Origin of the sequence: Erysipelatoclostridium sp. AM42-17, from assembly GCF_003480255.1 — a bacterium.
GTDB lineage: Bacteria > Bacillota_I > Bacilli_A > Erysipelotrichales > Coprobacillaceae > Faecalibacillus.
The window spans coordinates 1-26,943 of sequence record NZ_QUIN01000005.1; the positions used below are offsets into that span (position 1 = coordinate 1).

The 26,943-nt window shown below is 29.9% G+C and carries 26 protein-coding genes and 1 other annotated feature; of the genes, 24 read left to right on the plus strand and 2 right to left on the minus strand.

What is annotated here, in order from left to right; translation table 11 throughout:
* The first annotated feature begins 135 nt into the window (after positions 1-135).
* A complete protein-coding gene (locus tag DW911_RS03195) occupies positions 136-978 on the plus strand; it encodes a MerR family transcriptional regulator (protein ID WP_118431680.1) in 843 nt (280 codons plus the stop codon).
* Between the two features lie 61 nt (positions 979-1,039).
* On the plus strand, positions 1,040-2,065 hold the full coding sequence (locus DW911_RS03200; RefSeq protein ID WP_199669446.1) for an NAD(P)H-dependent amine dehydrogenase family protein: 1,026 nt from the start codon (positions 1,040-1,042) through the stop codon (positions 2,063-2,065).
* 59 nt (positions 2,066-2,124) lie between these two features.
* Here DW911_RS03200 and DW911_RS03205 read toward each other — a convergent pair whose 3' ends face one another.
* Positions 2,125-2,580 (minus strand): MerR family transcriptional regulator, encoded by a 456-nt coding sequence (locus DW911_RS03205; protein WP_118431676.1) that lies wholly within the window; start codon positions 2,578-2,580, stop codon positions 2,125-2,127.
* A 114-nt stretch (positions 2,581-2,694) separates the two neighbouring features.
* Between DW911_RS03205 and DW911_RS03210 the strand changes: the two genes are divergently transcribed.
* Positions 2,695-3,561, plus strand: coding sequence for an SPL family radical SAM protein (locus DW911_RS03210; RefSeq protein WP_118607457.1), 867 nt, complete (start codon positions 2,695-2,697; stop codon positions 3,559-3,561).
* Here DW911_RS03210 and DW911_RS03215 read toward each other — a convergent pair.
* Entirely contained in the window at positions 3,558-4,151 is a 594-nt protein-coding gene (locus tag DW911_RS03215; RefSeq protein WP_118431673.1) for a LexA family protein, read from the minus strand. The two genes, DW911_RS03210 and DW911_RS03215, sit on opposite strands and share 4 nt — an antisense overlap.
* 121 nt (positions 4,152-4,272) lie before the next feature.
* Between DW911_RS03215 and DW911_RS03220 the strand changes: the two genes are divergently transcribed.
* The 21 genes from DW911_RS03220 (at position 4,273) to trpA (ending at position 26,917) form a co-directional block, all read left to right on the plus strand.
* Positions 4,273-5,754, plus strand: coding sequence for a Y-family DNA polymerase (locus DW911_RS03220; protein WP_118431671.1), 1,482 nt, complete (start codon positions 4,273-4,275; stop codon positions 5,752-5,754).
* Positions 5,751-6,152 (plus strand): hypothetical protein, encoded by a 402-nt coding sequence (locus DW911_RS03225; RefSeq protein ID WP_118431670.1) that lies wholly within the window; start codon positions 5,751-5,753, stop codon positions 6,150-6,152. Before DW911_RS03220 ends, DW911_RS03225 begins: the two co-directional genes overlap by 4 nt.
* A 63-nt stretch (positions 6,153-6,215) precedes the next feature.
* Complete coding sequence (locus DW911_RS03230; protein ID WP_118431668.1) at positions 6,216-7,589, plus strand: aminopeptidase; 1,374 nt, start codon at positions 6,216-6,218, stop codon at positions 7,587-7,589.
* Positions 7,590-7,694: 105 nt separating this feature from the next.
* Positions 7,695-9,953 (plus strand): glycogen/starch/alpha-glucan phosphorylase, encoded by a 2,259-nt coding sequence (locus tag DW911_RS03235; RefSeq protein WP_118431666.1) that lies wholly within the window; start codon positions 7,695-7,697, stop codon positions 9,951-9,953.
* Positions 9,913-11,394 (plus strand): 4-alpha-glucanotransferase, encoded by a 1,482-nt coding sequence (malQ, locus tag DW911_RS03240; protein WP_233542990.1) that lies wholly within the window; start codon positions 9,913-9,915, stop codon positions 11,392-11,394. The genes DW911_RS03235 and malQ overlap by 41 nt, the downstream gene beginning before the upstream one ends.
* A 397-nt stretch (positions 11,395-11,791) precedes the next feature.
* On the plus strand, positions 11,792-13,426 hold the full coding sequence (locus tag DW911_RS03245) for a SulP family inorganic anion transporter (protein WP_118431662.1): 1,635 nt from the start codon (positions 11,792-11,794) through the stop codon (positions 13,424-13,426).
* 120 nt (positions 13,427-13,546) lie between these two features.
* Entirely contained in the window at positions 13,547-13,807 is a 261-nt protein-coding gene (locus DW911_RS03250; protein WP_118431660.1) for a type II toxin-antitoxin system Phd/YefM family antitoxin, read from the plus strand.
* Positions 13,804-14,067, plus strand: coding sequence for a Txe/YoeB family addiction module toxin (locus tag DW911_RS03255; RefSeq protein ID WP_118431658.1), 264 nt, complete (start codon positions 13,804-13,806; stop codon positions 14,065-14,067). The genes DW911_RS03250 and DW911_RS03255 overlap by 4 nt, the downstream gene beginning before the upstream one ends.
* 71 nt (positions 14,068-14,138) lie before the next feature.
* Complete coding sequence (locus tag DW911_RS03260) at positions 14,139-14,798, plus strand: response regulator transcription factor (RefSeq protein ID WP_118431656.1); 660 nt, start codon at positions 14,139-14,141, stop codon at positions 14,796-14,798.
* Positions 14,795-15,802, plus strand: coding sequence for a sensor histidine kinase (locus DW911_RS03265; RefSeq protein ID WP_118431654.1), 1,008 nt, complete (start codon positions 14,795-14,797; stop codon positions 15,800-15,802). Before DW911_RS03260 ends, DW911_RS03265 begins: the two co-directional genes overlap by 4 nt.
* Before the next feature lie 72 nt (positions 15,803-15,874).
* Positions 15,875-16,642, plus strand: coding sequence for an ABC transporter ATP-binding protein (locus DW911_RS03270; protein ID WP_118431652.1), 768 nt, complete (start codon positions 15,875-15,877; stop codon positions 16,640-16,642).
* Entirely contained in the window at positions 16,629-18,626 is a 1,998-nt protein-coding gene (locus DW911_RS03275; RefSeq protein ID WP_118607459.1) for an ABC transporter permease, read from the plus strand. The genes DW911_RS03270 and DW911_RS03275 overlap by 14 nt, the downstream gene beginning before the upstream one ends.
* A gap of 101 nt (positions 18,627-18,727) precedes the next feature.
* Positions 18,728-19,492, plus strand: a complete 765-nt coding sequence (locus DW911_RS03280; protein WP_118607460.1) for a 4Fe-4S binding protein — start codon at positions 18,728-18,730, stop codon at positions 19,490-19,492.
* Positions 19,493-19,496: 4 nt separating this feature from the next.
* Positions 19,497-20,219 (plus strand): Tim44 domain-containing protein, encoded by a 723-nt coding sequence (locus DW911_RS03285; protein ID WP_118607461.1) that lies wholly within the window; start codon positions 19,497-19,499, stop codon positions 20,217-20,219.
* 55 nt (positions 20,220-20,274) lie between these two features.
* Positions 20,275-20,513, plus strand: a binding site (T-box leader).
* 47 nt (positions 20,514-20,560) lie between these two features.
* A complete protein-coding gene (locus DW911_RS03290) occupies positions 20,561-22,024 on the plus strand; it encodes an anthranilate synthase component I family protein (protein WP_118607462.1) in 1,464 nt (487 codons plus the stop codon).
* Complete coding sequence (locus DW911_RS03295; protein WP_118431642.1) at positions 22,021-22,590, plus strand: anthranilate synthase component II; 570 nt, start codon at positions 22,021-22,023, stop codon at positions 22,588-22,590. The genes DW911_RS03290 and DW911_RS03295 overlap by 4 nt, the downstream gene beginning before the upstream one ends.
* Before the next feature lies 1 nt (position 22,591).
* A complete protein-coding gene (gene trpD, locus DW911_RS03300; protein WP_118431640.1) occupies positions 22,592-23,599 on the plus strand; it encodes an anthranilate phosphoribosyltransferase in 1,008 nt (335 codons plus the stop codon).
* A 12-nt stretch (positions 23,600-23,611) separates the two neighbouring features.
* Positions 23,612-24,403, plus strand: coding sequence for an indole-3-glycerol phosphate synthase TrpC (gene trpC, locus DW911_RS03305; RefSeq protein WP_118431638.1), 792 nt, complete (start codon positions 23,612-23,614; stop codon positions 24,401-24,403).
* Positions 24,393-24,986: a phosphoribosylanthranilate isomerase gene (locus DW911_RS03310; protein WP_118607463.1), complete on the plus strand. Its 594-nt coding sequence runs from the start codon at positions 24,393-24,395 to the stop codon at positions 24,984-24,986. Before trpC ends, DW911_RS03310 begins: the two co-directional genes overlap by 11 nt.
* Positions 24,973-26,157: a tryptophan synthase subunit beta gene (trpB, locus tag DW911_RS03315; protein ID WP_118607464.1), complete on the plus strand. Its 1,185-nt coding sequence runs from the start codon at positions 24,973-24,975 to the stop codon at positions 26,155-26,157. Before DW911_RS03310 ends, trpB begins: the two co-directional genes overlap by 14 nt.
* A complete protein-coding gene (trpA, locus tag DW911_RS03320; RefSeq protein WP_118431632.1) occupies positions 26,150-26,917 on the plus strand; it encodes a tryptophan synthase subunit alpha in 768 nt (255 codons plus the stop codon). Before trpB ends, trpA begins: the two co-directional genes overlap by 8 nt.
* Positions 26,918-26,943 lie beyond the last annotated feature (26 nt).

Genomic DNA, 26,943 nt, shown 5'->3' on the forward strand with positions numbered 1-26,943 from the left:
AACCACAAGATTTTGAAAAGCAGTTTCAAATATCATGGCTTGAAATAAAACCGAAGCGACTCATAAGAGTCGTTTTTTTGTCTATAACTCTCTTTTAACATGAGAGTTTGTTATAATAGAATAGAGGTGATTTGAATGAAAAATAACTATTTAAGTATAGGCGAAATGGCTAAAATGAATCATACAACAATTTCTACACTACGTTTATATGATGAAATGGATTTATTAAAACCAGCATATGTTAATGAGGCAACAAATTATCGTTACTACGATATCAAACAAAATGCTAGATTAGATTTAATTCAATATATGAAAGAATTACAAATGAATTTAAAAGAAATTAAAGAATTATTAGATAAAGAAGATGTGAATTTAATTGAAGCAATCTTAATTAAAAAGAAGCAACAATTAGTAGAAGAAATAGATAAATTGGAAATGACAAAAGATGCTATCACACGTACAATTTACAGTTTAGAAAGATTTCGTAAATCACCTCGATCAGGCACAATGACATTAGAATATATTGATCGAAGAAGAATTTATTCGATGAATACAGATTTAAATTTTTACGAGTATGATATTGACGTTTACGAATCTATTTTAAATCAATTAAAAAATGATTTGGTAAAACATCATTATCCTCAAATTTATTATTGTAATGCTGGAACTTTTTTGAAGAAAGAAGACTTTATTCATCAAAATTTTGTTTCTCATGAGATTTTTGTTTTTGTGGATGACCATTTTCCCAAAAAAGAAGATATAAAGATTATTGAAAATGGAATGTATGCTTGTATTTATTTAGATGATTTTCATAAAGAAGTAGATTATGCAAAAAAATTACTTCATTACTGTCAAGAGAATAATTTTAATATATGTGGGGATTATATATGCGAGGTGCTAAGTGAATTGAGTATTTTTGATCATAATGAACGATCTATGTTTTTAAGATTACAAGTTCCAGTTTCTTTTAATAAGTAATTGACTCTCATCTTGAATGAGGGTTTATGATTAATTTGAAGATAAAAGGAGGAATCATGTGATGGAAAAAATTAAAGTAGTACAATATGGATGTGGAAAGATGGCTAAATACATTATTCGTTATTTATATGAAAATGGAGCGATGATTGTTGGTGCTATTGATACTAATCCAAATTTAATTGGTCAAGATATTGGAGATTTTGCTGGATTAGGTGTAAAGACTGGTGTTTGTATTAGTGATAAGGCAGATGAAGTATTAGATAATACAGATCCAGATATTGCGGTTGTAACATTGTTTAGCTTAGTAAGTGATTGTTTTGATCATTACGTTAAGTGTTTATCAAGAGGAATTAGTGTTATTTCAACTTGTGAGGAAGCAACATATAGTTGGACAACTGATTCAGTTAGAACTAATAAATTAGATGTTATCGCTAAAGAAAATGGATGTACATTTGTTGGTAGTGGTATGGAGGATATTTTCTGGGTAAATATGGTAGGACTTGTTGCTGGAGGATGTCATACAATTAATAAAATTGAAGGGGCAGTAAGTTATAATGTTGAAGACTATGGACTTGCTTTAGCTAAAGCTCATGGTGTAGGATTAACTCCTGAAGAATTTGAAGCTAGTATTGCCCACCCTGAAGAAATCGAACCATCTTATGTATGGAATTCTAATGAAGCTCTAGCAGCACGTATGGGATGGACTATTAAATCACAAACTCAAAAATGTGTTCCTTATTTTCATGAAACAGATTTATATTCATCTACGTTAGGAAAAACGATTCCAAAGGGAAACTGCATTGGTATGGCTGCCGTTGTTACAACAGAAACATTCCAAGGACCAATTATTGAAACACAATGTATTGGTAAAGTATATGGACCAGATGATGGAGATATGTGTGATTGGAAAATTACAGGAGAACCAGATACTGAATTCCATGTTGTCAAACCAGCTACAGTAGAGCATACATGTGCTACAATAGTTAATCGTATTCCTACTGTTTTAACGGCACCTGCTGGAGTTGTAACAGTGAATGATTTAGACCGTATAGAATATTTAACATATCCAATGGAATATCATTTATAATAAAAAGGTATCAATTAAAGATAGGTAATTCTTTATATTGATACCTTTTTATGAGAAAATTAATTTTCATTAACTCTTTGTAACATAGTTCTTGTTTGACTGTGTTTCTTTGATAATTGATCATCAGGCATATTTTTAACAGCTTCAGATGATCCTTTTTCTTTAGCTGTTTGATAAAACCAGCATTTATAATCAACTACATCTAAAGCATTATTAATTTCTTTTATTTTTTGTTTTAAAACTTCTTTTTGATGTAACATCATTTCTAATCTTTGATCAAGGGTTTGATCTCCTTGCATTGCTAAATCAATATAGTCTTTAATTTCATCTAAAGACAAACCTGTTTTTTTAAGACATCCAATCACTCTTAACCATTCATAATCTTTTTCTTGAAATAAACGGACACCACTTTTAGAACGTTCAACAAAAGGAAGCAATCCTTGGCTATCATAATAACGAATGGTCGATGCAGGAATATTCAGTTGTTTTGCCATTTCTCCAATAGTATAAATCATTTCCTTTTCCTCCTTAAAGTAACTTAAAGATATTATAGATGGTTAAAGAGTATAAATCAAGTGCTACTATACATTTAATATAAGTCATGTCATAATACAAAAAAGGAGAAATTTATGCACTATATTCAATGTAAAACAATTTTATCTGCTAATCAAGGAATGAACTTATATCGTGGTTGTAGTCATGGTTGCATATATTGTGATTCTCGATGTGAATGTTATCAAATGGACCATTCATTTGAAGATATCGCAGTTAAAGAAAATGCTTTGGAAGTATTAGAACTGGCTCTAATGAAGAAAAAGAAGAAGACAATGATAGGGATGGGAGCTATGAGTGATCCCTATATGCCATTAGAAAATCAATTATTTTATACTAGAAAAGCTTTACAGCTTGCATTAAAGTATCAATATGGTATTACTTTAATTACCAAGTCGAATCTTGTTTTAAGGGATTTAGATTTATTAAAACAAATTAATCAACAAACTAAATGCGTGATTCAAATGACACTGACGACTTATGATGAAAACCTTTGTAAAATATTAGAACCTCATGTTTGTTCTACTAAGGAAAGATTTGAAACTTTAAAAATATTGCATCAAGCAGAAATTGAAACTGTTGTATGGTTAACGCCTATTTTACCTTTTATTAATGATAATCTTGAAAATCTAAAAGGAATTCTAGATTACTGTCGACAGGCACATGTTAAAGGGATTATTTGTTTTGATATGGGAGTGACTTTAAGAAAAGGAAATCGTGAATATTTTTATCAACAATTAGATCGTTATTTTCCTAAGATGAAGGAAAAGTATATGAAAACGTATGGCGAGGCTTATATTTTAAGTAGTCCTCATAATCAAGAATTAATGGATTATTTTATTAAGTATTGTAAAAAATATCACATCATGTATGATCATCAACAAATTTTTGCTTATTTAAAGCATTATGAACAAAAACAATTTCAACAACTTCAGTTGTTTTAATAAATGTTTTTACAAAAGAGAACTTTACCAATAATATGTAATGGATATTTGTCAATTTCTTGTGAATTAAAAGTACGAGTAGGATATTGAGGATTACTTGCGACCAGAGAAATTTTATCCTGCTCTTTTTTATATATTTTAACCGTCACTTCTTGATCTATTAAAGCAACAACGATGTCACCATTGTTTACATTTGTTGTTGCTTTAACATAAATTAAAGAACCATCAATGATACCAGAAGGAAGCATTGAATCACCGGAAACCTTTAAAAAGAAATCCCCTTTTTCATACTCATCTAAAGTACAGGCTTCCATTCCTAAATAATTTTCTTCTAAATACATATCATACCCTGCTTTAACGTGACCTAATATCGGTCTTTTTAAATCAACGGCTTGTCCTTGCAAGATAGCTTGAATATCGTAACCTAAAATATGACTTATTCTTTGAGCTGTTTCATCTTGAATAGACCTAATTTCTCCTCTTAACCAACGACAAACTGTATTGTGGCTTACACCAAACAAATGGGCGAGTTCTTTGTTATTGTAACCACATCTTCTTTTATATTCTCTTAATATATCTTGTAATTCCATATGTCTACCTCTTTTTTTGATAGTATTATTTTATAATAAATGAGATAAAAAATAAACGAAGTATACATAATAAGATTGATTATGTATACTTTTTGTATCATAATAAAAAAGAAAGGAGGAAATGATGAAAGAAAATATTTATGCAGCCATTGATTTAAAATCTTTTTTTGCTTCTGTAGAATGTAAGGAAAGGGAATTAGACCCGCTTACGACTCATTTAGTTGTCGCTGATGAAAGTAGAAGTGCAAAAACGATTTGTTTAGCTGTAACACCTTCATTAAAAGCTTATGGTATTTCTTCAAGAGCAAGGCTATTTGAAGTCATTCAACAAGTTAAAAAGATAAACCAAGATAGAATAAAAAAAGCACCACGATATATGTTTACAGGAAAATCCACCAGTGCTAAAGAACTTAATAAAAATCCTGGTTTAGAATTGGATTATGTCATCGCTCCTCCACAGATGGCAAAATACATAGAATACAGTAAAAGAATATATCAAATTTATTTAAAGTATGTATCAAGCCAAGATATTCATGTTTATTCGATAGATGAAGTTTTTATAGATATTACGCATTATTTATCTATTTATCAATGTGATGGATATCAATTAGTAAAAAAAATAATACAAGATATTTATGCGGAAACGGGTATTACAGCCACCGCAGGTCTAGGAACAAATCTTTATCTAGCTAAGGTGGCTATGGATATTCAAGCTAAGCATATTCAACCCGGTCAAGATGGTGAAAGAATAGCCTACTTAAATGAGTTGACTTATCGTCAATATTTGTGGAAACATCAACCACTTACGGATTTTTGGCGGGTAGGAAGAGGCTATGCAAGTAAGTTAGCGTCTTTCAATATTTATACAATGGAAGATATTGCACGTTGTTCGTTAGAAAACGAAGATGTGCTTTATCAACTATTTGGGGTCAATGCAGAATTGCTTATTGATCATGCTTGGGGATATGAGCCTTGTACTATACAAGATATTAAATCTTATCAGCCAATGTCTAAAAGTATTGGCTCAGGACAAGTTTTACATCATCCTTATTCTTATGAAAAAGCAAAACTGATTGTTAAAGAGATGATGGATTTATTAGCTTTAAAAATGGTAGAAAAGAATATTGTAGGTAAAAAATTAGTGTTAACGATAGGTTATGATAAGGATAATCAAAATTATACAGGAGAGGTTAAAGAGGATTTTTATGGTAGAAAGATACCTAAACATGCTCATGGTACAATTGATTTACCACAAATGACAGCATCATCTAAATTGATGATGGAAGCAATCGTGACTTTATTTGAACGGATTGTAGATGCTTCATTACTAATAAGAAGAATTAATATTACGGTTTGTCATCTAGACTATTATCAAGAAGATTTACATCATTATGTACAATATCATTTATTTGAAGATCTTTCATTACAAGAACAAAAATATCAAACAATGCAACAATCATTAAAAGAAGAAAGAAAACTTCAACAAGCAATGATCACTATAAAAAATAAATATGGCAAAAATGCCATATTAAAAGGAATGAACTTACAAGAGGGTGCCACAACCAAAGATAGAAATAATCAAATAGGAGGACATAAAGCATGAAAGAAGATCTTTATACAATTAAACGTCCATTATCTAAAAATCATCAACCGATGTCTAGAAAAGCAAGAGCAGCTCAATTTGCTCCTTTTTCAGCTTTAGATGGTCATAGTGATGAAATTATAGAAGCAAGTCGTTATACTACTTTAAAGAAGCAGTTAGATGAAGATCAAAAAGCACAATTAGATTATCAATTACAAGATTTACAAGAAAATTTAGAAACCAATCCTTTAGTAGGAGTTTGTTATTTTATTAAAGATCAAAGAAAAGCAGGGGGACAATATTTATATCACAAAAATTATATTAAAAAGATTAATCTTGATCAAAAATATCTATTATTTAAAGATGAAACACTTATTCCATTTGATACTATTTATCAAATAGAAATAAAAAAAGCATAATATAATTTGTTGAAAATAAGAGGGAGGTGTATACTTTATATAAAGTTTAAAGGAGGCTTTTTTATGTACGCAAAAAATAGTTGGAAAAAATATCAAGAACAAGATCATGGTGTTGAAGATGTTTTTGCATTTAATGAACTTTATAAAGATTTTATTACAAAAGGAAAAACAGAACGTGCTTGTGTAAAAGAAGCATTATCATTAGCGAAACAAGCTGGTTTTAAATCGTTAGATGAGTATGATCAATTAAAAATAGGGGATAAAGTTTATGTAGTGAATAAAGAAAAAAATATTGCTTTATTTGTTATTGGTGAAAGACCTTTAGAGGAAGGATTACGTATATTAGGGGCACATATTGATTCACCACGTTTAGATTTAAAACAAAATCCTCTTTATGAATCAGAAGGATTTGCATTAGCTGATACACATTATTATGGTGGTATTAAAAAATATCAATGGGTAACTATTCCTTTATCTTTATATGGGGTTGTTGTTAAAAAAGATGGTGAAGTTGTAGATATTGTTATTGGAGAAGATGAAAATGATCCAGTAGTAGGAATTAGTGATTTATTAATTCATTTATCAGCTACCCAATTAGATAAAAAAGCAGCTAAAGTAATTGAAGGTGAAGATTTAGATATTACACTAGGTAATATGCCATTAAATAATGAAGAAAAAGATGCCGTTAAAGCATCCATTTTAAAATTATTAAAAGAAAAATATGGTATTGAAGAAGAAGATTTTTTAAGTGCTGAAATAGAAATTGTACCAACCGGTAAAGCAAGAGATTATGGTATTGATCGTTCTATGGTAGCAGGATATGGTCATGATGATCGTGTTTGTGCTTATACTTCTTTAAAAGCTATTTTGGATATTGATACTTGTCGTTATACAAGTTGCGTTATTTTAGTTGATAAAGAAGAAATAGGTAGTGTAGGAGCAACAGGCGCACAATCTTTATTCTTTGAAAATACAATTGGTCAATTATTATATAAAATGTCCATCGATAGTTTTATTAAAACAAGAATGACATTAGAGAATTCAATGATGTTATCAAGCGATGTTTCGGCTGGGGTCGATCCTTTATATTTATCAGTTAATGATAAAAAGAATGCTGCTTATTTAGGAAATGGTATTGTTTTTAATAAATATACTGGGGCAAGAGGTAAATCAGGAAGTAATGATGCAATGCCAGAATTTATGGCGCGTTTACGTCATATTTTAGATAAACAAAATATTCATTATCAAACTGCAGAATTAGGAAAAGTAGACCAAGGTGGTGGCGGAACGATTGCCTATATTTTAGGTAATTATAATATGCAAGTGATTGATGCAGGTATTGCTGTATTAAACATGCATTCGCCAATGGAAATTGTAAGTAAAGTAGATGTTTATGAAACATATCAAGCGTATAAAACTTTCTTAAAAGATGCATAAAAATAGGATGTAAAAGGTATGCTTTATTTAAAAAGTATACCTTTTTTCTTTTAAAGAGAAAAAATATGGTAAAATGATAAAAAGAAGCCATAAAGGAGGGGTCACATGCTAGAACAAGAATTAGAGTCCCTAGCAACAACAACTTATCAAAAAAAACTCGCTGATTGTACGTTGCAAGAAGTTTATGTCATTTTATTAAATTATGTTAAAAAACAAATTGATGATAAACCAAAAATTGAAAGGAAAAAGAAATTATATTATGTTTCTGCAGAATTTTTAATTGGAAAGATGCTTTCTAATCATTTGATTAATTTAGGAATTGATCAACAAGTAAGACAAATTTTAGAAAAAAATGGTTTTTCTTTAGCTGAGGTTGAAGAAATCGAGTTAGAACCATCATTAGGAAATGGAGGATTGGGTCGTTTAGCTGCTTGCTTTTTAGATTCTATCGCAACATTAGATTTACCTGGAGATGGAATGGGATTATTGTATCACTTTGGATTGTTTGAACAAAAATATGAAAATTATAAACAATGTGAATATCCTAATCCATGGATTCAAAATCAAAGTTGGCTAAATCGTAGTCAACATGTTTATGATATTCAATTTAAAAACCAAACAGTTCAATCAAGAATGTATGAATTAGATGTACTTGGTTATCATGGAAAAAAGAATACTTTAAGATTATTTGATTTAGAAACCGTAGATGAGTCTTTAGTTAAAGAGGGTATTGATTTTGATAAAACAGCAATAGAAAAAAATCTTACTTTATTTTTATATCCTGATGATAGTGATGAAGATGGTAAAAAATTAAGAGTTTACCAACAATATTTTATGGTTAGCAGCAGTGCACAATATATCATTGAAACTTTAAAACAAAATCATTGTGATTTAAGAAAACTCAATGAATACGTGACAATTCAAATTAATGATACCCATCCAGTAATGATTATTTTAGAACTCATTCGTTTGTTACATAAAGAGGGAATCATATTAAAAGAAGCTATTTCTATTGTCAGTCAAACTTGTGCTTATACAAATCATACAATCCTAGCAGAAGCATTAGAAACATGGCCTTTATCTTATTTTGAAGAAATTGTGCCACAGTTAGTTTATATTATTGAAGCTTTAGATGCGATAGCTGATCAAAGAAGTTCTTTAGAAACAACAGCTATTATTGATGCAAAAGGAAATGTACACATGGCTGCTATTGCTATTCATTTTGGATATAGTATTAATGGTGTAGCTGCGTTACATACGCATATATTAGAAACAGAAGAACTCAAAGATTTTTATCAATTATATCCAACCCATTTTAGTAATAAAACGAATGGTATTACTTTTAGAAGATGGTTATTAGGATGTAATAGAGAATTATCAACTTATTTAGATAAATTAATAGGTGAAGAATACAAAAATAATGCTAAGTATTTAGAAAAACTACTTGATTATCAAAATAATCAAGATGTTTTAAATCAAATAAGATCAATTAAACAGTTAAAAAAACAGGAATTAGTAACCTATTTAAAAGAAAAACAAAACTTAGTGATTAATGAAAATAGTATCTTCGATATTCAAGTAAAAAGATTACATGAATATAAAAGACAACAACTTAATGTTTTATATATCATTTATCAGTATTTAAAAATAAAAGGTGGTTATCGCCCTCAAAAGCCACTTACCATTATATTTGGTGCTAAAGCAGCTCCAGCTTATGTCTTAGCTAAAGATATTATTCATACAATTTTATGTTTACAAAAACTTATCCAAGATGATCTTGAAGTAAACCCTTATCTTTCAGTTGTGATGGTAGAAAACTATAATGTGACTCTTGGTGAAAAGTTATTCCCGGCTGCTGATATCTCTGAACAAATATCATTAGCGTCTAAAGAAGCCAGTGGAACAGGAAATATGAAATTTATGCTCAATGGAGCAGTGACTTTAGGAACTGATGATGGAGCTAATATTGAAATTCATGATTTAGTGGGTGATGACGCTATTTATATTTTTGGTAAAAAAAGTGAAGAAGTCATTGCTCATTATAAAAATGAGGATTATCATGCTCAAGAATATTATCAAGATGAGATGATTCAGCCATTAGTTGATTTTATTATCAGTCAACCAATGCTAGAAATTGGTGATAAAAAATCACTGAAGAATTTATATGATAATTTAGTAAAAAAGGATTATTTTATGACGTTATTAGATGTAAAAGATTATATTCATACTAAAGATCGCATGTTACAAGACTATTTAGATCAAGATAGCTGGTCTAAAAAAATGTTAGTCAATATCGCTAAAGCAGGATATTTTTCAAGCGATCGTGTCATTAAACAATACAATGATGATATCTGGAAATTATAATCAAAGACAAGCTGGGATACTACTCGCTATCAGTAGTTTACCTGGCAATCATGGTATTGGCGATTTAGGTGAATGTGCTTATCAATTTATTGATTTATCAAAAAAAGCAGGATTTAAAATATGGCAAATATTGCCTTTAAATCCTTCTAGTGAAGGTGATTCACCTTATAGCCCTTATTCATCATTTGCTGGTGATGAAATTTATATTTCTTTAGATTTGCTTACTAAGTGGCACTTATTAGAAGCTGTACCAGTATTGAAGTCAACGAGTATGATAGATTATGATTCAGTAAGACTTTTTAAACATACTTATTTGATTAAAGCATTTCAAGAGTTTAAAAAACAAATCCCTCTTTATCAAAAAGAATATGATGCTTTTTTAAAGGAAGCTTTTTGGCTGGAAGACTATTGCGAATTTATGGCTTTAAATAAAAAAAACTTAGGGAAAAAATGGAATGAATGGCAAGATTTAAAATTAACAGGAATGGAACAAGAAATAGAATATTTACGTTTTGTTCAATTTATCTTTATGAAACAATTCAAACTTTTAAAAGATTACGCTAATGACCATGATCTACTCATCATGGGAGATATGCCGTTTTATGTAGGCTATGATTCAGCCGATGTTTATAGTCATCAAACATGTTTTATGTTAGGAAAAGATTTATTACCACTTTATGTTTCTGGAGCCTCACCGGATTATTTTTCTAAAGACGGTCAACTTTGGAATCATCCTATTTATAATTGGTCATTTCTAACAGAATCTCATTATCAATATTGGATTGATAAATTAAAATGGAATCAAAAGTTATTTGATATTTTAAGAATTGATCATTTTAGAGCTTTTGATACTTATTGGCAAGTTCCCTATGGTAGTATCAATGCTAGGAATGGAAAATGGGTAGAAGCACCAGGCTATGATTTCTTTGATACTTTATTTAAAGAATTACCTGATATTTCTTTAATTGTTGAAGATTTAGGTGATTTACGACCGGAAGTTCATGCTTTGCGTGATCATTATCATTTAATGGGAATGCGAGTTATGGAATATTCATTTGGTGAAAATGAAGAAAGAGAGCATTTTAAAATGCCAGAATATTGTGTTGTTTATGCCGGTACGCATGATAATGCCCCTTTAAAAGGTTGGTATGAATGTGAACTAGATGAAGGCTATCGTAAACGGATTGATGTTATTATGAAACAATGGTCATATCCAGAAATGACGACACCTGAAAAAGTCTTACATCGTACTTTTGATTGTGAGGCTGATATTGCTATTTGCAGTGTACAGGATATGTTGGGGTATGGAAATGAAGCAAGATTAAATTTACCAGGTACTTCTGGCAAACCTAACTGGTGTTGGAAATTAAAAGATTTAAATGATTATCAAGATCATCTTAAACAAATGCATCATTTATTAAAACAAACACATAGACTTTAAAAAAGACAGGTGTACATCAAAGTGAACCTGTCTTTTATCAATAAAATAGAGTTCATTGATAAAATTATTCATCTCTATATAAAATAAATACCATACTTTTATTTTATATATCCTAAAAATAGCCCATTTTATCAATATTTTTTATTTTTTTACAAAGTAACCCCTTTACATAAATGAATTTGTATAAGTTTTATTGACTTTAAGGGGAAGAAAATTATAATGATTTACGTAATCTCCAAGGAGAAACGGATTGATTCTTCCCTTTACACTTCTGACACATTTTAAAGAATTTATTCGTTTTGATTTGTTTATATAGATAAGGTCCGAATGGACCTTTTTTTCTTGCATTGATTTTATTTTTTAATATAATAGATTTGTTAGTTTTTGAGGGGGACTTATGTTAAAAAATTATATTCAATTATTAAAGAGAGAGTTTAAGGATTATTCTGGCCAAAAGTTAATGAAAGATATTATGGCTGGACTTACAGTTGCTGCTGTGGCTTTACCATTAGCGCTCGCTTTTGGAGTAAGTAGTGGTGCCGATGGTGCGGCAGGATTAATGACAGCCATTATTGCTGGACTTTTAATTGGAACTTTATCTGGCGCAAGTTATCAAATTAGTGGACCGACGGGAGCGATGTCTGCCATTTTAATTGGTTTGTCACAAGCTTATGGTTTACAAGGGGTTTTTATTGCTAGTTTTTTAAGTGGGGTGATGTTACTTATTGCTTCTTTATTTAAGTTTGGAAAAGTAGTATCTTTTATTCCTACGAGTGTTATTACTGGTTTTACAAGTGGAATAGCAATCTTAATATTGACACAGCAAATTAATAACTTCTTTGGAGTGACTTCTAGTGGTACTTCAACTTTAGAAAAATTAGCGTCTTATTTCGATGGCCGTTTTACACCTAATATGACGGCTGTATTGATTGGTTTATTTGTTGTTATAGGAATGATTGTTTATCCTAAAAAATGGGCTCAATATTGTCCGTCTTCATTAGTGATGATTGTTCTTGCCTTAGTGGCTAATTTGATTTTTCATTTTGATATTGCAACAGTAGGAAAAATTCCATCAACATTATTTTTAGATCAACGTTTAAATATTATGGCCATAGATTGGAAAAATATTTCGCAGTTTGTCATGCCGGCTTTTTCAATTGCTACATTAGGAATGATTGAATCCTTATTATGTGGAGCCAGTGCTGGTAAGATGAAAAATGAACCTTTAGATGCAGATCAAGAATTATTTGCTCAAGGTGTTGGAAATATGATTATTCCTTTTTTTGGTGGTGTACCAGCTACAGCAGCTATAGCAAGAACATCGGTAGCGATTAAAGCTGGTGGGGTAACTCGTTTAGTGAGTGTTTTCCATGCGATTACTTTATTATTAGCGATGTTTATTTTAGGACCATTTATGGCTAAAATTCCTTTATGTGCGTTAGCTGGTGTATTAGTTGTAACTGCATGGCGTATGAATGAATGGGATGAAATCAAAGAAATGTTTACTCATCGTGTTAAGACACCAATTTGCCAATTCTTACTTACGATGGTGGCTACTGTTGTATTTGATTTAACAGTTGCGATTATTGTAGGAGTATTATTAGCGATGGTCTTATTTGTTTTAAATAATACCCAGTTAAGTATTGATATGTCTGAAGTGGCGGTTGATCGCATTGATCATTTAAATCATCATCATAAAGGAACACGTGTTATTTATTTAGCAGGTCCTTTATTCTTCGGTAATCAAGGACAATTGAAAAAACAAATAGAAGAAATTATTGGCGATAGCCAAGCCATTGTTTTATCTATGAGAGGTGTACCTTCCATTGATGATTCAGGTATTCATGAAATAAAAGAAGTTGTTCAATTATGTAAAGAACATAATACAATTCTTTATCTTAGTGGTTTACAAAAAAATGTGCGAACTCAATTTGAACGTGTTCATTTTATTGAAGAATTTGGTGATAATCATATTTTCTGGGATGCTGTTGCAGCCATTAGAAATTTAGATGATGTTTTACAAGGAGCGTAAAGAAATTACACTCCTCTTTTTTTGTTTTTAAATATAAGTTAATAATATATGTATAAATTATAAATAATTGACGTACAATATATTGTACGTTATAATTAATATACAAAAGGAGTGATAGATATGTTAGCAATCAATTACAGTACATTAAGAAGTTCAATGAAAAAGTATTTTGATATTATTACAGATTCTATTGAAACAATAGTTGTCACAAGAAAGAATGGAAATAATATTGTTATGATGAGTGAAGAAACATATAATAATTTGATTGAAAATAGTTATCTTACACAAAATAAGAAAAATTATGACTGGTTAATGGAATCTAAAAGTCAATTGGAATCTGGAAAAACGATTGATAAAGATATTAAGGATTTAGAATTATGAAAATAGTTTTTACTATAAATGGGTGGAAGGACTATACTTATTGGCAAACAGAAGATAGGAAAACATTGAAACGTATTAACAAGCTTATTGATAATATAATGAGAAATGGTAATACTGGCATTGGTAAACCTGAAGGTTTAAAAGGAAATCTTTCTGGATTTTGGAGTAGGAGAATAAATGATACTGACAGATTGGTTTATAAAATAGATGATGATAATGTATATATTTTATCTTGTCGCTATCATTATGGAGATAATTAGTTTCGCTATCTCCTTTTTTTACAAAAACATCGTTTTGTAGAATATAATATAAATGGAAAAGGGGCGATAAGATGGCAAAAATACTGATTGTAGAAGATGAAACGAAGATGGCTGATGAACTTTCTTTATTTTTACAAAATAATCATTATGAAGTAGAAAAGATTACAGATTTTCATCAAGTAGAAAAACAAATGTTACAATTTCAAGGTGATCTCATATTGTTAGATTTAAATTTACCGGAAGTAAGTGGACAAGATTTATGTAAGAATTATCATCAAAAAAAGGCAACACCGATTGTTATTATTACAAGTCAAAATAATGAAATGAATGAATTACTTTGCTTACATTATGGGGCTGATGATTTTGTTGTTAAACCCTATAATCCACTTATTTTATTAGCACGAATACAAAAAATATTAGATCGTACAATGCATCTTAATACAATTCGTTATCTTGATTTAATTGTTGATTTATCTAAAAGTATGATGATTAAAGGTCAACAAGTAATAGAATTATCAAAAAATGAATTAAAGATACTTCATTTTTTATTGATGCATCAAGGACAAATTCAATCACGAGAGGCGATTATTAACTATTTATGGGATAGTGATATGTTTGTTGATGATAATACCCTAACAGTTAATATTAATCGTTTACGACATAAATTAGATGAACTAGGCTATAAAGAGATGATTAAAACAAAAAGAGGACAAGGATATTTAATATCATGACATTCAAGAATTATTTAAAAGATCATAGTTTCAGTTTATTTCTTTGCTTTTTTATGCTTAGTTTACTTATTATCATTTTATGGGTATTTCAATGTCCTTTATTTATCATTTACTTTTTACCATCTTTGATCTTTGTATTTATTAGCATTATTATTGTTTATGAATATCGGCGTAAATGTTCTTTTTATCATCGCTTTGAACAAGACTTATCAAGATTAGATGAAAAATATCTTATTACCGGAATGGCTTATCACCCTCATTTTTTGGAAGGAAAACTATTATTAGAATATTTATATGATATTAATAAATCAATGAAAGAACATTTAAATTTATCTTTAGAGAAACAAAAAGCTTGGAAAGAATATATAGAAATGTGGGTTCATGAAGTCAAAACGCCACTTTCTACTTCTTTTATTGTTTTAGAAAATCATCCTACTCAAATTAATGAAAGTATTAAAGAAGAACTAGATCAAATTGATCACTATGTTGAACAGGTTTTATATTTTGTAAGAAGTGAAAATGTTGAAAAAGATTATTTAATCAAAGCTGTTTCTTTAAAAAAAATTGTTTATGAAGCTATTAAGAAAAATAAAAAAGCTTTAATTGAAAAACATGTTTCTTGTCAATTAGAAAAACTTGATTATACAGTGTATAGTGATAAAAAGTGGCTAGTTTATATTCTTGATCAAATTATACATAATGCTTTACAGTATTTTAAACAAGATCCTAAACTTACTATTCAGGCTATTCAATCAGACAATAGTGTTACCTTAACTATTAAAGATAATGGGATAGGTATTAAAGAAGATGAATTATCAAGAGTCTTTGATAAAGGCTTTACTGGAAGTAATGGCAGAACAAATAAAAAAAGTACCGGTATGGGATTATATATTTGTAAACAACTATGTATTAAGATGTATCATGATATTTATATAACATCTACTCAAGATAAAACGACGGTTTCTATCGTTATACCTATGAGTTCTTTTGTAACCTTACAATAATGTAAGGTTATGTTATTTTATTCAATGGTTTAAATAATAGATATCACTATAATGGAAGGTGAGGTGAAGGAAATGGAAAAAAGATTAAGAATTCAAGATATAGAAAAGTATTATGGAAATAAAAGTAATATGACAAAAGCAATTAATCATATTTCTTTTGATGTAAATGATGGTGAATATGTTTCTATTATGGGAGCAAGTGGTAGTGGAAAATCAACATTACTTAATTGTATTTCTACTATTGATCGGGTTACCAGTGGTCATATCTTTTTAAATAATGTTGATATTACAAAATTAAAAGGAAAAAGATTAAATCAATTAAGAAGAGAAGAAATAGGTTTTATTTTTCAAGATTTTAATTTGTTGGATACATTAACTGCTTTTGAAAATATTGCCTTAGCGTTAACTATTCAAAAAGTCAATTATAAAGATATTGATCGACGAGTTCATGATATTGCATCAGCACTTGGTATTGATCAAGTCCTACAAAAATATCCTTATGAATTATCAGGTGGTCAAAAACAACGTGTTGCTTGTGCTAGAGCCATGGTCACGAAACCTTCTTTAATTCTTGCTGATGAACCAACGGGAGCATTAGATAGTCGTTCAGCGAGAATGTTATTAGAATGTTTAGAAGTTTTAAATGAACAGCTTAATGCAACTATTTTAATGGTTACACATGATGCCTTTACAGCAAGTTATAGCCAAAGAGTTATCTTTATTAAAGATGGTCAAATCTTTAATGAAATCAAAAAAGGTGATAAAACAAGAAAACAGTTCTTTAATGAAATTATGGATATTCAAACATTATTAGGTGGTGAACTAAATGAAGACATTTAGTTTAGCTTTAAAGAATATTAAAAAGAGTATGAAAGATTACTCAGTATATTTTGTTACTTTAGTTATTGCTGTTGCTATCTTTTATATTTTTAATTCTCTTGATGGTCAAACAGCTATGATGACTTTATCTAAGTCAAAACAAGAAATGGTAACGATTGTAATTAAATTAATGGAATATATTTCTGTTTTTGTGGCTATTGTGCTAGGCTTTTTAGTTGTTTATGCCAATAACTTTATTATTAAAAGAAGAAAAAAAGAGATTGGAATTTATCTTACACTTGGTATGTCTAAAACAAGAGTATCTATGATCTTTGTTTTAGAAACATTAATTGTAGGAATGACTTCACTAGGAATTGGTCTTTTAGCAGGAGTAGGGTTATCTCAGTTAGTTTCTATTTTTACTGCTAAGATGTTTGAAGCCAATATGAGTCAATTTAACTTTGTATTTTCTTTAAAAGCTTTAATTTCAACAATCAAAAATTTTGGTTTAATTTATTTAGTTGTGATGATTTTTAATGTTTTTACTTTACAACGTTGTCAACTTATTGATTTATTACATGCTCATTTAGAAAATGAAAAAGTAAAGATTAAAAATAGCTGGGTTAATTTTATTATTTTTATACTCTCTCTTGTTTGTATTGGCTATGCTTATTATTTGTTATATCATGGAGCTTTGATTCAGTTTGATTCAAGAATGGCTAAAATGCTTATTCTTGGTTCTGTAGGAACATTCTTCTTCTTTTTATCAGTAGCAGGATTCTTGTTGAAGATTGTTCAGTTAAATAAAAAATCTTACTATAAAGGACTTAATATTTTTGTTTTAAAACAAGTTAATAATAAAATTAATACACATGTTGTTTCAATGACCGTTATTTCTTTAATGTTGTTACTTACAATTGGGATTCTTTCAGCTTCTTTATCATTAGTTAATGCTTATAATGAAATGTTTGATCAAAATAGTCCTTTTGATTATTCTATTGCAATATTGGATAATAATGCCAGAGAACAACAAATTTTAAATAATAAAGTATATCAAAAACTTGTAAAAGAGGACACTTGTTATCGTCATTACACAGTACCTGATTTTTGTTATAATCAAATTATAACTGATAAAACAAATCAATATGCTGATTTTAACTATATAAAAAGTCAACCAGTACAAATCATTAAACAAAGTGACTATAATCAAATTTTAAAATTACAAAACTTAGAAAAACAACAAGTTCATCTTAATCAACAAGAATATTTATTAACAGCGAATAATCCCTCTGCAATCAGCACTTTCAATCAGTTTTTAAAAGGAAATAATGAAGTTAGTGTTCAAAACTTAAAATTACATTCACATACGAAAAAGGTAAAAAACATTTCCTTAGAGACATTAGGTAATGGAAATACTGGAACTTTAATTGTTAATGATGAAGTGATCAATCATCTTAGTCAACCTGCTATGATGACGATCATCAGTGGTAATTTAATAAATCAAAGTGAAAAGACTTATGATCAGTTTCATCAATCTATACATGAATATATTAAAAATAATGGCTTAGAAGTGAGTTATCTAACAAGAAGTACTTTAAAAGAATCCAGTGTTGAACAATCTGTACTCTTTACATTTATTGCCTTGTATTTAGGTATTATCTTTGCGATTGCTAGTGGAACAGTTTTAGCCATTGAACAATTATCTAATGCGACAGATAATAAACATCGTTATCATATTTTAAATCAATTAGGAGCAAGTTCATCTATGATGAATCGTAGTTTATTCTATCAAATAGGATTAAGTTTTATGTTTCCTTTAGTTGTAGCGATTATTCATAGTATTGTAGGTTTAAAAGAAATTAATAAGATTATTGAAGAGATGGTGCATATTAATGCCTTAGATCATATCTTTATTACAATTATTTTTATTGTGATTGTCTATGGTGGTTACTTCATGATGACATATCTTGCAAGCCATCGTATTATCAATGAAAGTCAAGAATAGGGCTAATGCCCTATTTTTATTTATTTGATAATGAATTATTAAAAAGTGGTACCTCATTTTATTTGGCGTATAATTATTAGTTAAGATGTGGAGGTACAAATATGAAAATAACAAGTACATATGCTGTCTTTTTTTCACCTACTGATGGCTCAAAAAAATCAGCTATTTCTATTGCTAGAGGGTTGGAAGGTAAATTGCAAGAAATAGATTTAACGCTTGAAAATAATCAAGAATATCATTTTTATCGTCATGATGTTGTTGTTTTTGGCTTTCCGGTTTATGGGGGACGTGTTGTTCATGTTGGATTGGAAAGACTAAAACACATCCATGGAGACCATACACCATGTATTATTAGTGTAACCTATGGTAATCGTGATTATGATGATGCCTTATTAGAATTATTTATGGAAGTTAAAAAAAGAGGTTTTATTCCTGTTGGCGCAGCAGCATTGATAGGAGAACATACTTATGGTCAAATTCAAGTGGGAAGACCGCATCAAACAGATTTAAACAATGATGAACTTTTTGGTAGTTTAGTCCAAGATAAAATAAAAAATGATCATTTTTCATTTGTATCCATACCAGGAAGTTATCCTTTTCGCCAAGGTGGTCAAGCAGGGCATTTTTACCCTGAAACTAATGAACAATGTATTCATTGTGGAAAATGTGTCAATCATTGCCCCGTTCATGCTATAAGTGATGATTGTAAAACAATTGATGAAAATCGCTGTTTAGCTTGTTTCCGTTGTTTAAAGAAATGTCCAGTTCACGCCAAAAATTTGGATCATAATGCAAAATATCAAGAATTTATTGTAGGCTTTAATCAAAAACTCAAAGAGCCAAAAAATAATCAGTATTTTATTTAAAACGATGTTAAAGAAATTATTAATTATCTTATCTATCTTTTGTGTGTTGAATTTTTCGTTAGTATCTATTGAAGCAAGAGCAGGTGGCGGTAGTAGTGGTGGTGGATCTGGATCATCGGGTGGAAGTTCTAGTACATCATATTCTCATTATGATCATACTGGTCAAGAAGGTCCGTATTCTTCCATTATATCAATAGTAAGCTTTATAGGTTTTACTTACTTTGTTTTGCAAGTAAAACGTTATTATTCAAGAATAAAAGCTAAAGAGGCACATTGGCAATTAAAAAAGCAAATGCAAACGCTAGATGACCAAGATGAATTTTGGAATAATGAACGAATAAAAAAAGCAGTAAAAGAAAGTTATTATAAGATACAAGAGGCGTGGTCAAATCAAGATATAGAGACGTTAAAGAAATATTTAACACCGGATTTGTTAGATGCCTGGACAACAAAATTAAATTGGTATGAATATCAAGGAAAACGTAATATTTTAAAAAATATTCGTTTAATTGAGCAAGATGTTATTAATTTATATGATAGTAAAAATGATGATGAAGATTATTTTTGGGTTTACATTGAAGGAAAAATGGATGATCACATGATTGATGAAAATCAACGGGTAATAGAAAAGAATACGGATATATTTATTGAATACTGGAAATTTAAACGTCAAGGTCAATCTATTTTATTAGATGAAATTAAACAGGAGGATGAAATGTTTTTATAAAAAACATTTCATCAATGAATTGACATGAAATCATGTATTGTATACAATGTATACAACAAAACCGATGAAGTGGAGATAAAAATAGATCGTGCACTTATAGAGAGCTTGGATGGTGGAAGCAAGCAGAACGCAGCCTATTAAATGGACCACAGAGGGCAAAGTGAAAAGCAATAGCTGAGTATTCTTTGACGTGAGGCTTACGTCAGTAGTCGTAGATGTGATAGCATCTAGCAAAGTGCATGATTTATCATGAATCAAGGTGGCACCGCGGATATGATATATACCGTCCTTGAAAGATTTATTCTTTCAGGACGGTTTTTTGCATATAAAGGGGGAATATGATGTATTATCCGACACTTGAACAGTTAAATGAAATGGATTTAAGGCCATATCAATATGTGCCAATAAAAAAAGAAATTTATAGTGACTTATTAACACCAATTGAGTTAATGAGGAAATTAAAGCAATTATCTAAACATGTCTTTATTTTAGAAAGTCATGAAGATAAAGAAAAATGGGGAAGATATACATTTTTAGGGTATGAACCTAAAATGGAGATAACATGTGATCATCATACAATAAGGATGAATCAACAAATTATTCATAATCAAAATCCACAAACTGTTTTAAAAGACATTTTAAAACAATATCAAAGTATTCAATTAGATGGTTTTCCATCTTTTACAGGGGGATTAGTAGGATACTTTAGTTTTGATTATTTTGGATATAGTGAGCCTTCAGTTGAATGTCAATTAGAAGATAACGATCATTTAAATGATTTAGATTTAATGTTATTTGATAAAGTCATTTGTTTTGATCATTATCGTCAAAAAATTATTTTAATTGTTAATTGTCCTATTAAGAATCTACATGAAGAATACTATCAAGCCATTAAGGAACTAGATGTATTAGAAAGATTGATTAAGAAAAATATAAAAACAATCATTCCACCACTTAAACTACAAGGTGATTTTGAACCGGTTCTTTCAAAAGAAGAATATTGTAAGATGGTAGAAAAAGGAAAACACTATATTAAAGAGGGAGATGTTTTCCAGGTTGTTTTATCTAATCGTGTTAATGTTAAAGCGACAGGTTCATTATTCGATACTTATCGTGTTTTAAGAACAACGAATCCTTCACCTTACATGTTTTATTTTTCTAGTGATCATTTAGAAGTAGCAGGAGCTTCTCCAGAAACATTAATAAAAAAACAAGGTTCTTCTCTAACAACTTTTCCAATTGCTGGAAGTAGAAAAAGAGGAAAGGATGAAAAAGAAGATCAGGAATTAATAACCGATTTACTACATGATCAAAAAGAATTAGCAGAACATAATATGTTGGTTGATTTATCAAGAAATGATATGTCACGTATTAGTCAGTTCTCTACTGTAAAGGTTGACCGTTATCTAGATGTGCTTAAATTTTCTAAAGTGATCCATCTTGCTAGTGTTGTAAGTGGAACAATTAAAGATGATTTAGATGCGATTGATACAGTAGATGCTATTTTACCAGCAGGAACGTTATCGGGAGCACCTAAAATTAGAGCGTGTCAAATCATCCATGAATTAGAAAATTGTCGTCGAGGTATTTATGGTGGAGCGATTGGTTATCTTGATTTTACTGGAAATATGGATTTATGCATTGGTATTCGTTTTGCTTATAAACGTAATGAATGTGTCAGTGTTTGTAGTGGTGCAGGTATTGTTTATGACAGTGTTCCAGAAAATGAATATCAAGAATGCTTGAATAAAGCTGGGGCCGTGATAGAAGCACTAAAACAAGCAAATGGGGGAATTGATTCATGATTTTATTAATTGATAATTATGATAGTTTTGCTTATAACTTATATCAATTAATTGGTAGTATTAATCAAGATATTCAAGTTGTAAGAAATGATGAAATAACATTAGAACAGATTCGACAGTTAAAGCCAAGTCATCTTATTATTTCACCTGGTCCTGGTAGACCAAGTGAAGCAGGTATTATTGAAGATGTTATTCAAACATTTTATCAAGAAATACCAATATTAGGAGTTTGTTTAGGACATCAAGCTATTATTGAAAGTTTTGGGGGTACAGTGAGTTATGCTAAAAAAATTATGCATGGTAAAACATCAATGATTGATGTAGATCAACAGAGTCCTATTTTTAAGGGGGTTTCATCAAAAACACAAGTCGCCCGTTATCATTCTTTATCGGGCGTACAAAAAGATTTACCAACATGTTTAAAAATCATTGCTAAAAGTGATGATGATGAGATTATGGCAATTGAACATATTCATTATCCGGTTTATGGTTTACAGTTTCATCCCGAATCTTTTTTAAGTAAAGAGGGTAAACAGATGATAGAAAATTTTTTAGGGGGTTATTAAAATGATTAAAGAAGCGATTATTAAACTAACAAAGAAAGAAGATTTAACATTACAAGAAGCTTATCAATGTATGAATGAAATTATGGATGATCAAGCTTCAGATATTCAAAAATCAGCTTATTTAACAGCACTTTCCATGAAAGGGGAAACGATTGATGAGATCGTAGGAAGTGCTCGAGGAATGAGAGAACACTGTGTCAAGTTACTTAATGATGAAGATGTTTTAGAGATTGTAGGAACTGGTGGCGATGCATCTAATTCTTTCAATATTTCTACTACTTCATCTATTGTGATTGCCAGTGGTGGGGTTAAAGTAGCTAAACATGGTAATCGTGCAGCCACGTCTAAAAGTGGGGCAGCTGATTGTTTAGAAGCATTAGGTGTCAATATTTATGTGAACAATCAAAAAAGTAAAGAATTGTTAGACAAGATCAATATCTGTTTCTTATTTGCTCAAAATTATCATTTAGCAATGAAGTATGTAGCGCCAATAAGAAAAGAACTCTCAATCCGTACGATCTTTAATATTTTAGGACCACTTACAAATCCAGCAGGGGCATCACTTCAAGTTATGGGAGTATATGATGAAACATTAGTTGAACCATTAGCTCATGTATTAAGTGAATTAGGAGTAAAAAGAGCAATGGTTGTTCATGGAACAGACGGTCTTGATGAAATCTCGGCTTCAGCGCCAACTCTTGTTTGTGAAGTGGACCATGGAACATATAAGACTTATACTATTACACCGGAACAATTTGGTATGGAAAGATGTAAAAAAGAGGATTTAGTAGGGGGAACACCTCAAGAAAATGCTCAAATTACAAGAGATATATTAAATGGTGTAACGGGACCTAAGATGAACGCTGTTTTATTAAATGCCGGTGCAGGTCTTTATATTGGCGGTAAAGCTGAAAATTTAGAAAAAGGTATTGACTTAGCTAGAAAATTGATTAATGATGATTGTGCAAAAAACAAACTTGAACAATTCATTCAAGAATCAAATAGCTAAGGAGATATATTTATGATATTAGAAGATATTGTAGAAACAACAAAAGAAAGAGTAGCAGAAAATAAAAAACGCCATTCGATTTATGAATTAAAAGAAAAGGCATTTAAAATGCCTATTTCAAATCAATTCCCATTTAAAAAAGCATTAGAAAAAGAAGGGATGTCTTATATTTTAGAAGTAAAAAGACATTCACCTTCTAAAGGACAAATCGTTTCACATTTTGATTATAAAGCGATTGCTAAAGAATATGAAATGATCGGTGCTGATGCCATTTCAGTTGTAACGGAACCAACCTATTTTAAAGGTGATGACGATTTCTTAAGTGAAATTAAAAAAGTAGTAAAAGTACCAGTATTAAGAAAAGACTTTGTTGTAGATGAATATATGGTTTATGAAGCTAAGTTATTAGGAGCAGATGCCGTTTTATTAATTACAGGTATTTTAGATGAAATTACTTTAATGCGTTGTATTAATTTAGCTCATAATTTAGGAATGTCAGCATTAGTAGAAGCTCATAGTACAATGCAAATTCGTAAAGCATTACGTGTTGGTGCTAAAATTATTGGTGTTAATAACCGTGATTTAAGAGACTTCTCAGTGGATTTAAAAACTACTTTTGATTTAAGAGATACAGTCAGTGATGATGTTATCTTTGTATCAGAAAGTGGTATTAAAACAAGAGAAGATATTGAAAAATTAGAAGCACATCAAGTACAAGGTGTTTTAATTGGTGAAACTTTAATGAAATCACATAACCGTCAACATACTTTAAATGTTCTTAAAGGATTAGAAAGTGAAGATTAAGATTTGTGGTTTAAAAAGAATGGAAGATATTGATTATGTTAATCATTATCTTCCAGATTATATTGGTTTTGTTTTTGCTTCAAGTAAAAGACAAGTTGACTTAATTCAAGCAAAGCAATTAAAAGCTAAATTAAATCAAAAAATTAAAGCAGTAGGTGTCTTTGTAAATCAAGACATTGAATACATTACAACACTTGCGAATTTACATATTATTGATTTAATTCAATTACATGGTCAAGAAGACCAAAACTATATCAATGAATTAAAAAAACAGACAACTTTGCCAATCATAAAAGCAATTTGTATGAAAGATGAAAATTCATATGAGACTTATCAAAATATTGATTATTATTTATTAGATAGTAGACAAGCAGGTAGTGGTCAAACATTTGATTGGAAGTGGATTAAGCAATTAGATAAACCAATATTTTTAGCAGGGGGAATTGATGATCATAATATTGATCAAGCTTTAAAACAAAATGTCTATAGTCTTGATGTTTCAAGCGGGGTTGAAACAAATGGTGTTAAAGATGAAAAGAAAATAGAAAAGTTAATAAGGAGAATTAGACATGACAAAGGGTAGATATGGTATACACGGGGGACAATATATACCAGAAACATTAATGAGTGAGATTCATAAGATTGAAGATGCTTATGAGTTTTATAAAAATGATCCCGAATTTAATGCAGAATTACAAAAATTATTAAATGAATATGCAGGAAGACCTTCTTTATTGTATTATGCAAAAAAGATGACTCAAGATTTAGGTGGTGCAAAAATCTATTTAAAAAGAGAAGATTTAAATCATACTGGATCACATAAAATTAATAATGTTCTTGGTCAAGCTTTAATGGCAAAAAAAATGGGTAAAACAAGAATTATTGCTGAAACTGGAGCGGGGCAACATGGAGTAGCTACAGCTACAGCTGCTGCTTTATTAGACTTAGAATGTGAAATCTTTATGGGAAAAGAAGATACAGATCGTCAAGCACTCAATGTTTATCGTATGGAATTATTAGGTGCGAAAGTTCATCCCGTAACAACAGGAACAATGACTTTAAAAGACGCTGTAAATGAAACCATGAGAGAATGGACAAAAAGGGTAGATGACACAATGTATGTCTTAGGTTCTGTTATGGGACCTCATCCTTTTCCGATGATGGTAAGAGATTTCCAAAGTGTCATTTCTAAAGAAGCAAGAGCACAAATCCTTGAATATGAAGGTAAATTACCAACAGCAGTGATGGCTTGTGTTGGTGGTGGAAGTAATGCAATGGGTATGTTCTATAATTTTATCAATGATAAAGATGTGGCTTTAATTGGTTGTGAAGCAGCAGGAAAAGGTGTTGATACAGCTTTAACAGCAGCAACAATTTCTACCGGTTCATTAGGTGTTTTTCATGGGATGAAGTCTTATTTCTGTCAAGATGAATATGGACAAATTGCTCCAGTTTATTCTATTTCAGCCGGATTAGATTATCCTGGCATTGGTCCTGAACATGCACATTTACATGATATTGGTCGAGCAAGTTATGTACCAGTTACCGATGATGAAGCAGTAAATGCTTTTGAATATTTAGCTAAAACAGAAGGTATCATTTGTGCCATTGAAAGTGCCCATGCTGTGGCACACGCTATGAAAATAGCGCCAAAGATGAATAAAGATGATATTTTAATTATTTGTTTATCAGGTCGTGGTGATAAAGATGTTGCTGCCATCGCAAGATATAGGGGGATTGATCTTCATGAATAGAATACAACAAGCATTTCAAAATAAAGCATTTATTGCCTTTTTAACAGCTGGGGACCCAGTTATTGATAAAACAGTAGATTACATATTAGATTTAGAAAAAGCGGGTGCGACTTTGATTGAAATAGGAATTCCTTTTAGTGATCCCATTGCTGAAGGACCTACTATTCAAGATGCTAATGTAAGAGCATTAAAAAATAAAGTGACTACTGATGATGTCTTTAATATGGTAAAAAAAGTAAGAGAAAAAACACAAATTCCTTTATGTTTTATGACTTATTTAAATGTTGTATTCCATTATGGATATGATCGTTTCTTTAAAAAATGTCAAGAAGTAGGCATTGATGGTATTATCTTACCTGATTTACCTTATGAAGAAAGCAAAGAAGTAAGTTCAGTTTGTACAAAATATGATGTGACTTTAATTTCGATGATTGCACCAACAAGTAAAGAAAGAGTAGAAATGATTGCTAGAGAAGCAAAAGGTTTTATTTATCTTGTTTCTTCAATGGGGGTAACAGGAACGAGAAGTTCATCTAATTTTTCTGATTCATTACCAGAAATTATAGATCATATCAAAAAAGTAACAGATACGCCGGTAGCTATTGGCTTTGGTATTAATACGGCTAAACAAGTACAAAACTTTTATCGTTATGCTGATGGTGTTATTGTGGGTAGTGCCATTGTTAATATTATTAAAGAATATCAAGATCATGCCGATCAACCTTTAATAGATTATGTTAAAGGCTTATTAGAAAAATAGATAATCTTAGATTATCTTTTTTTATG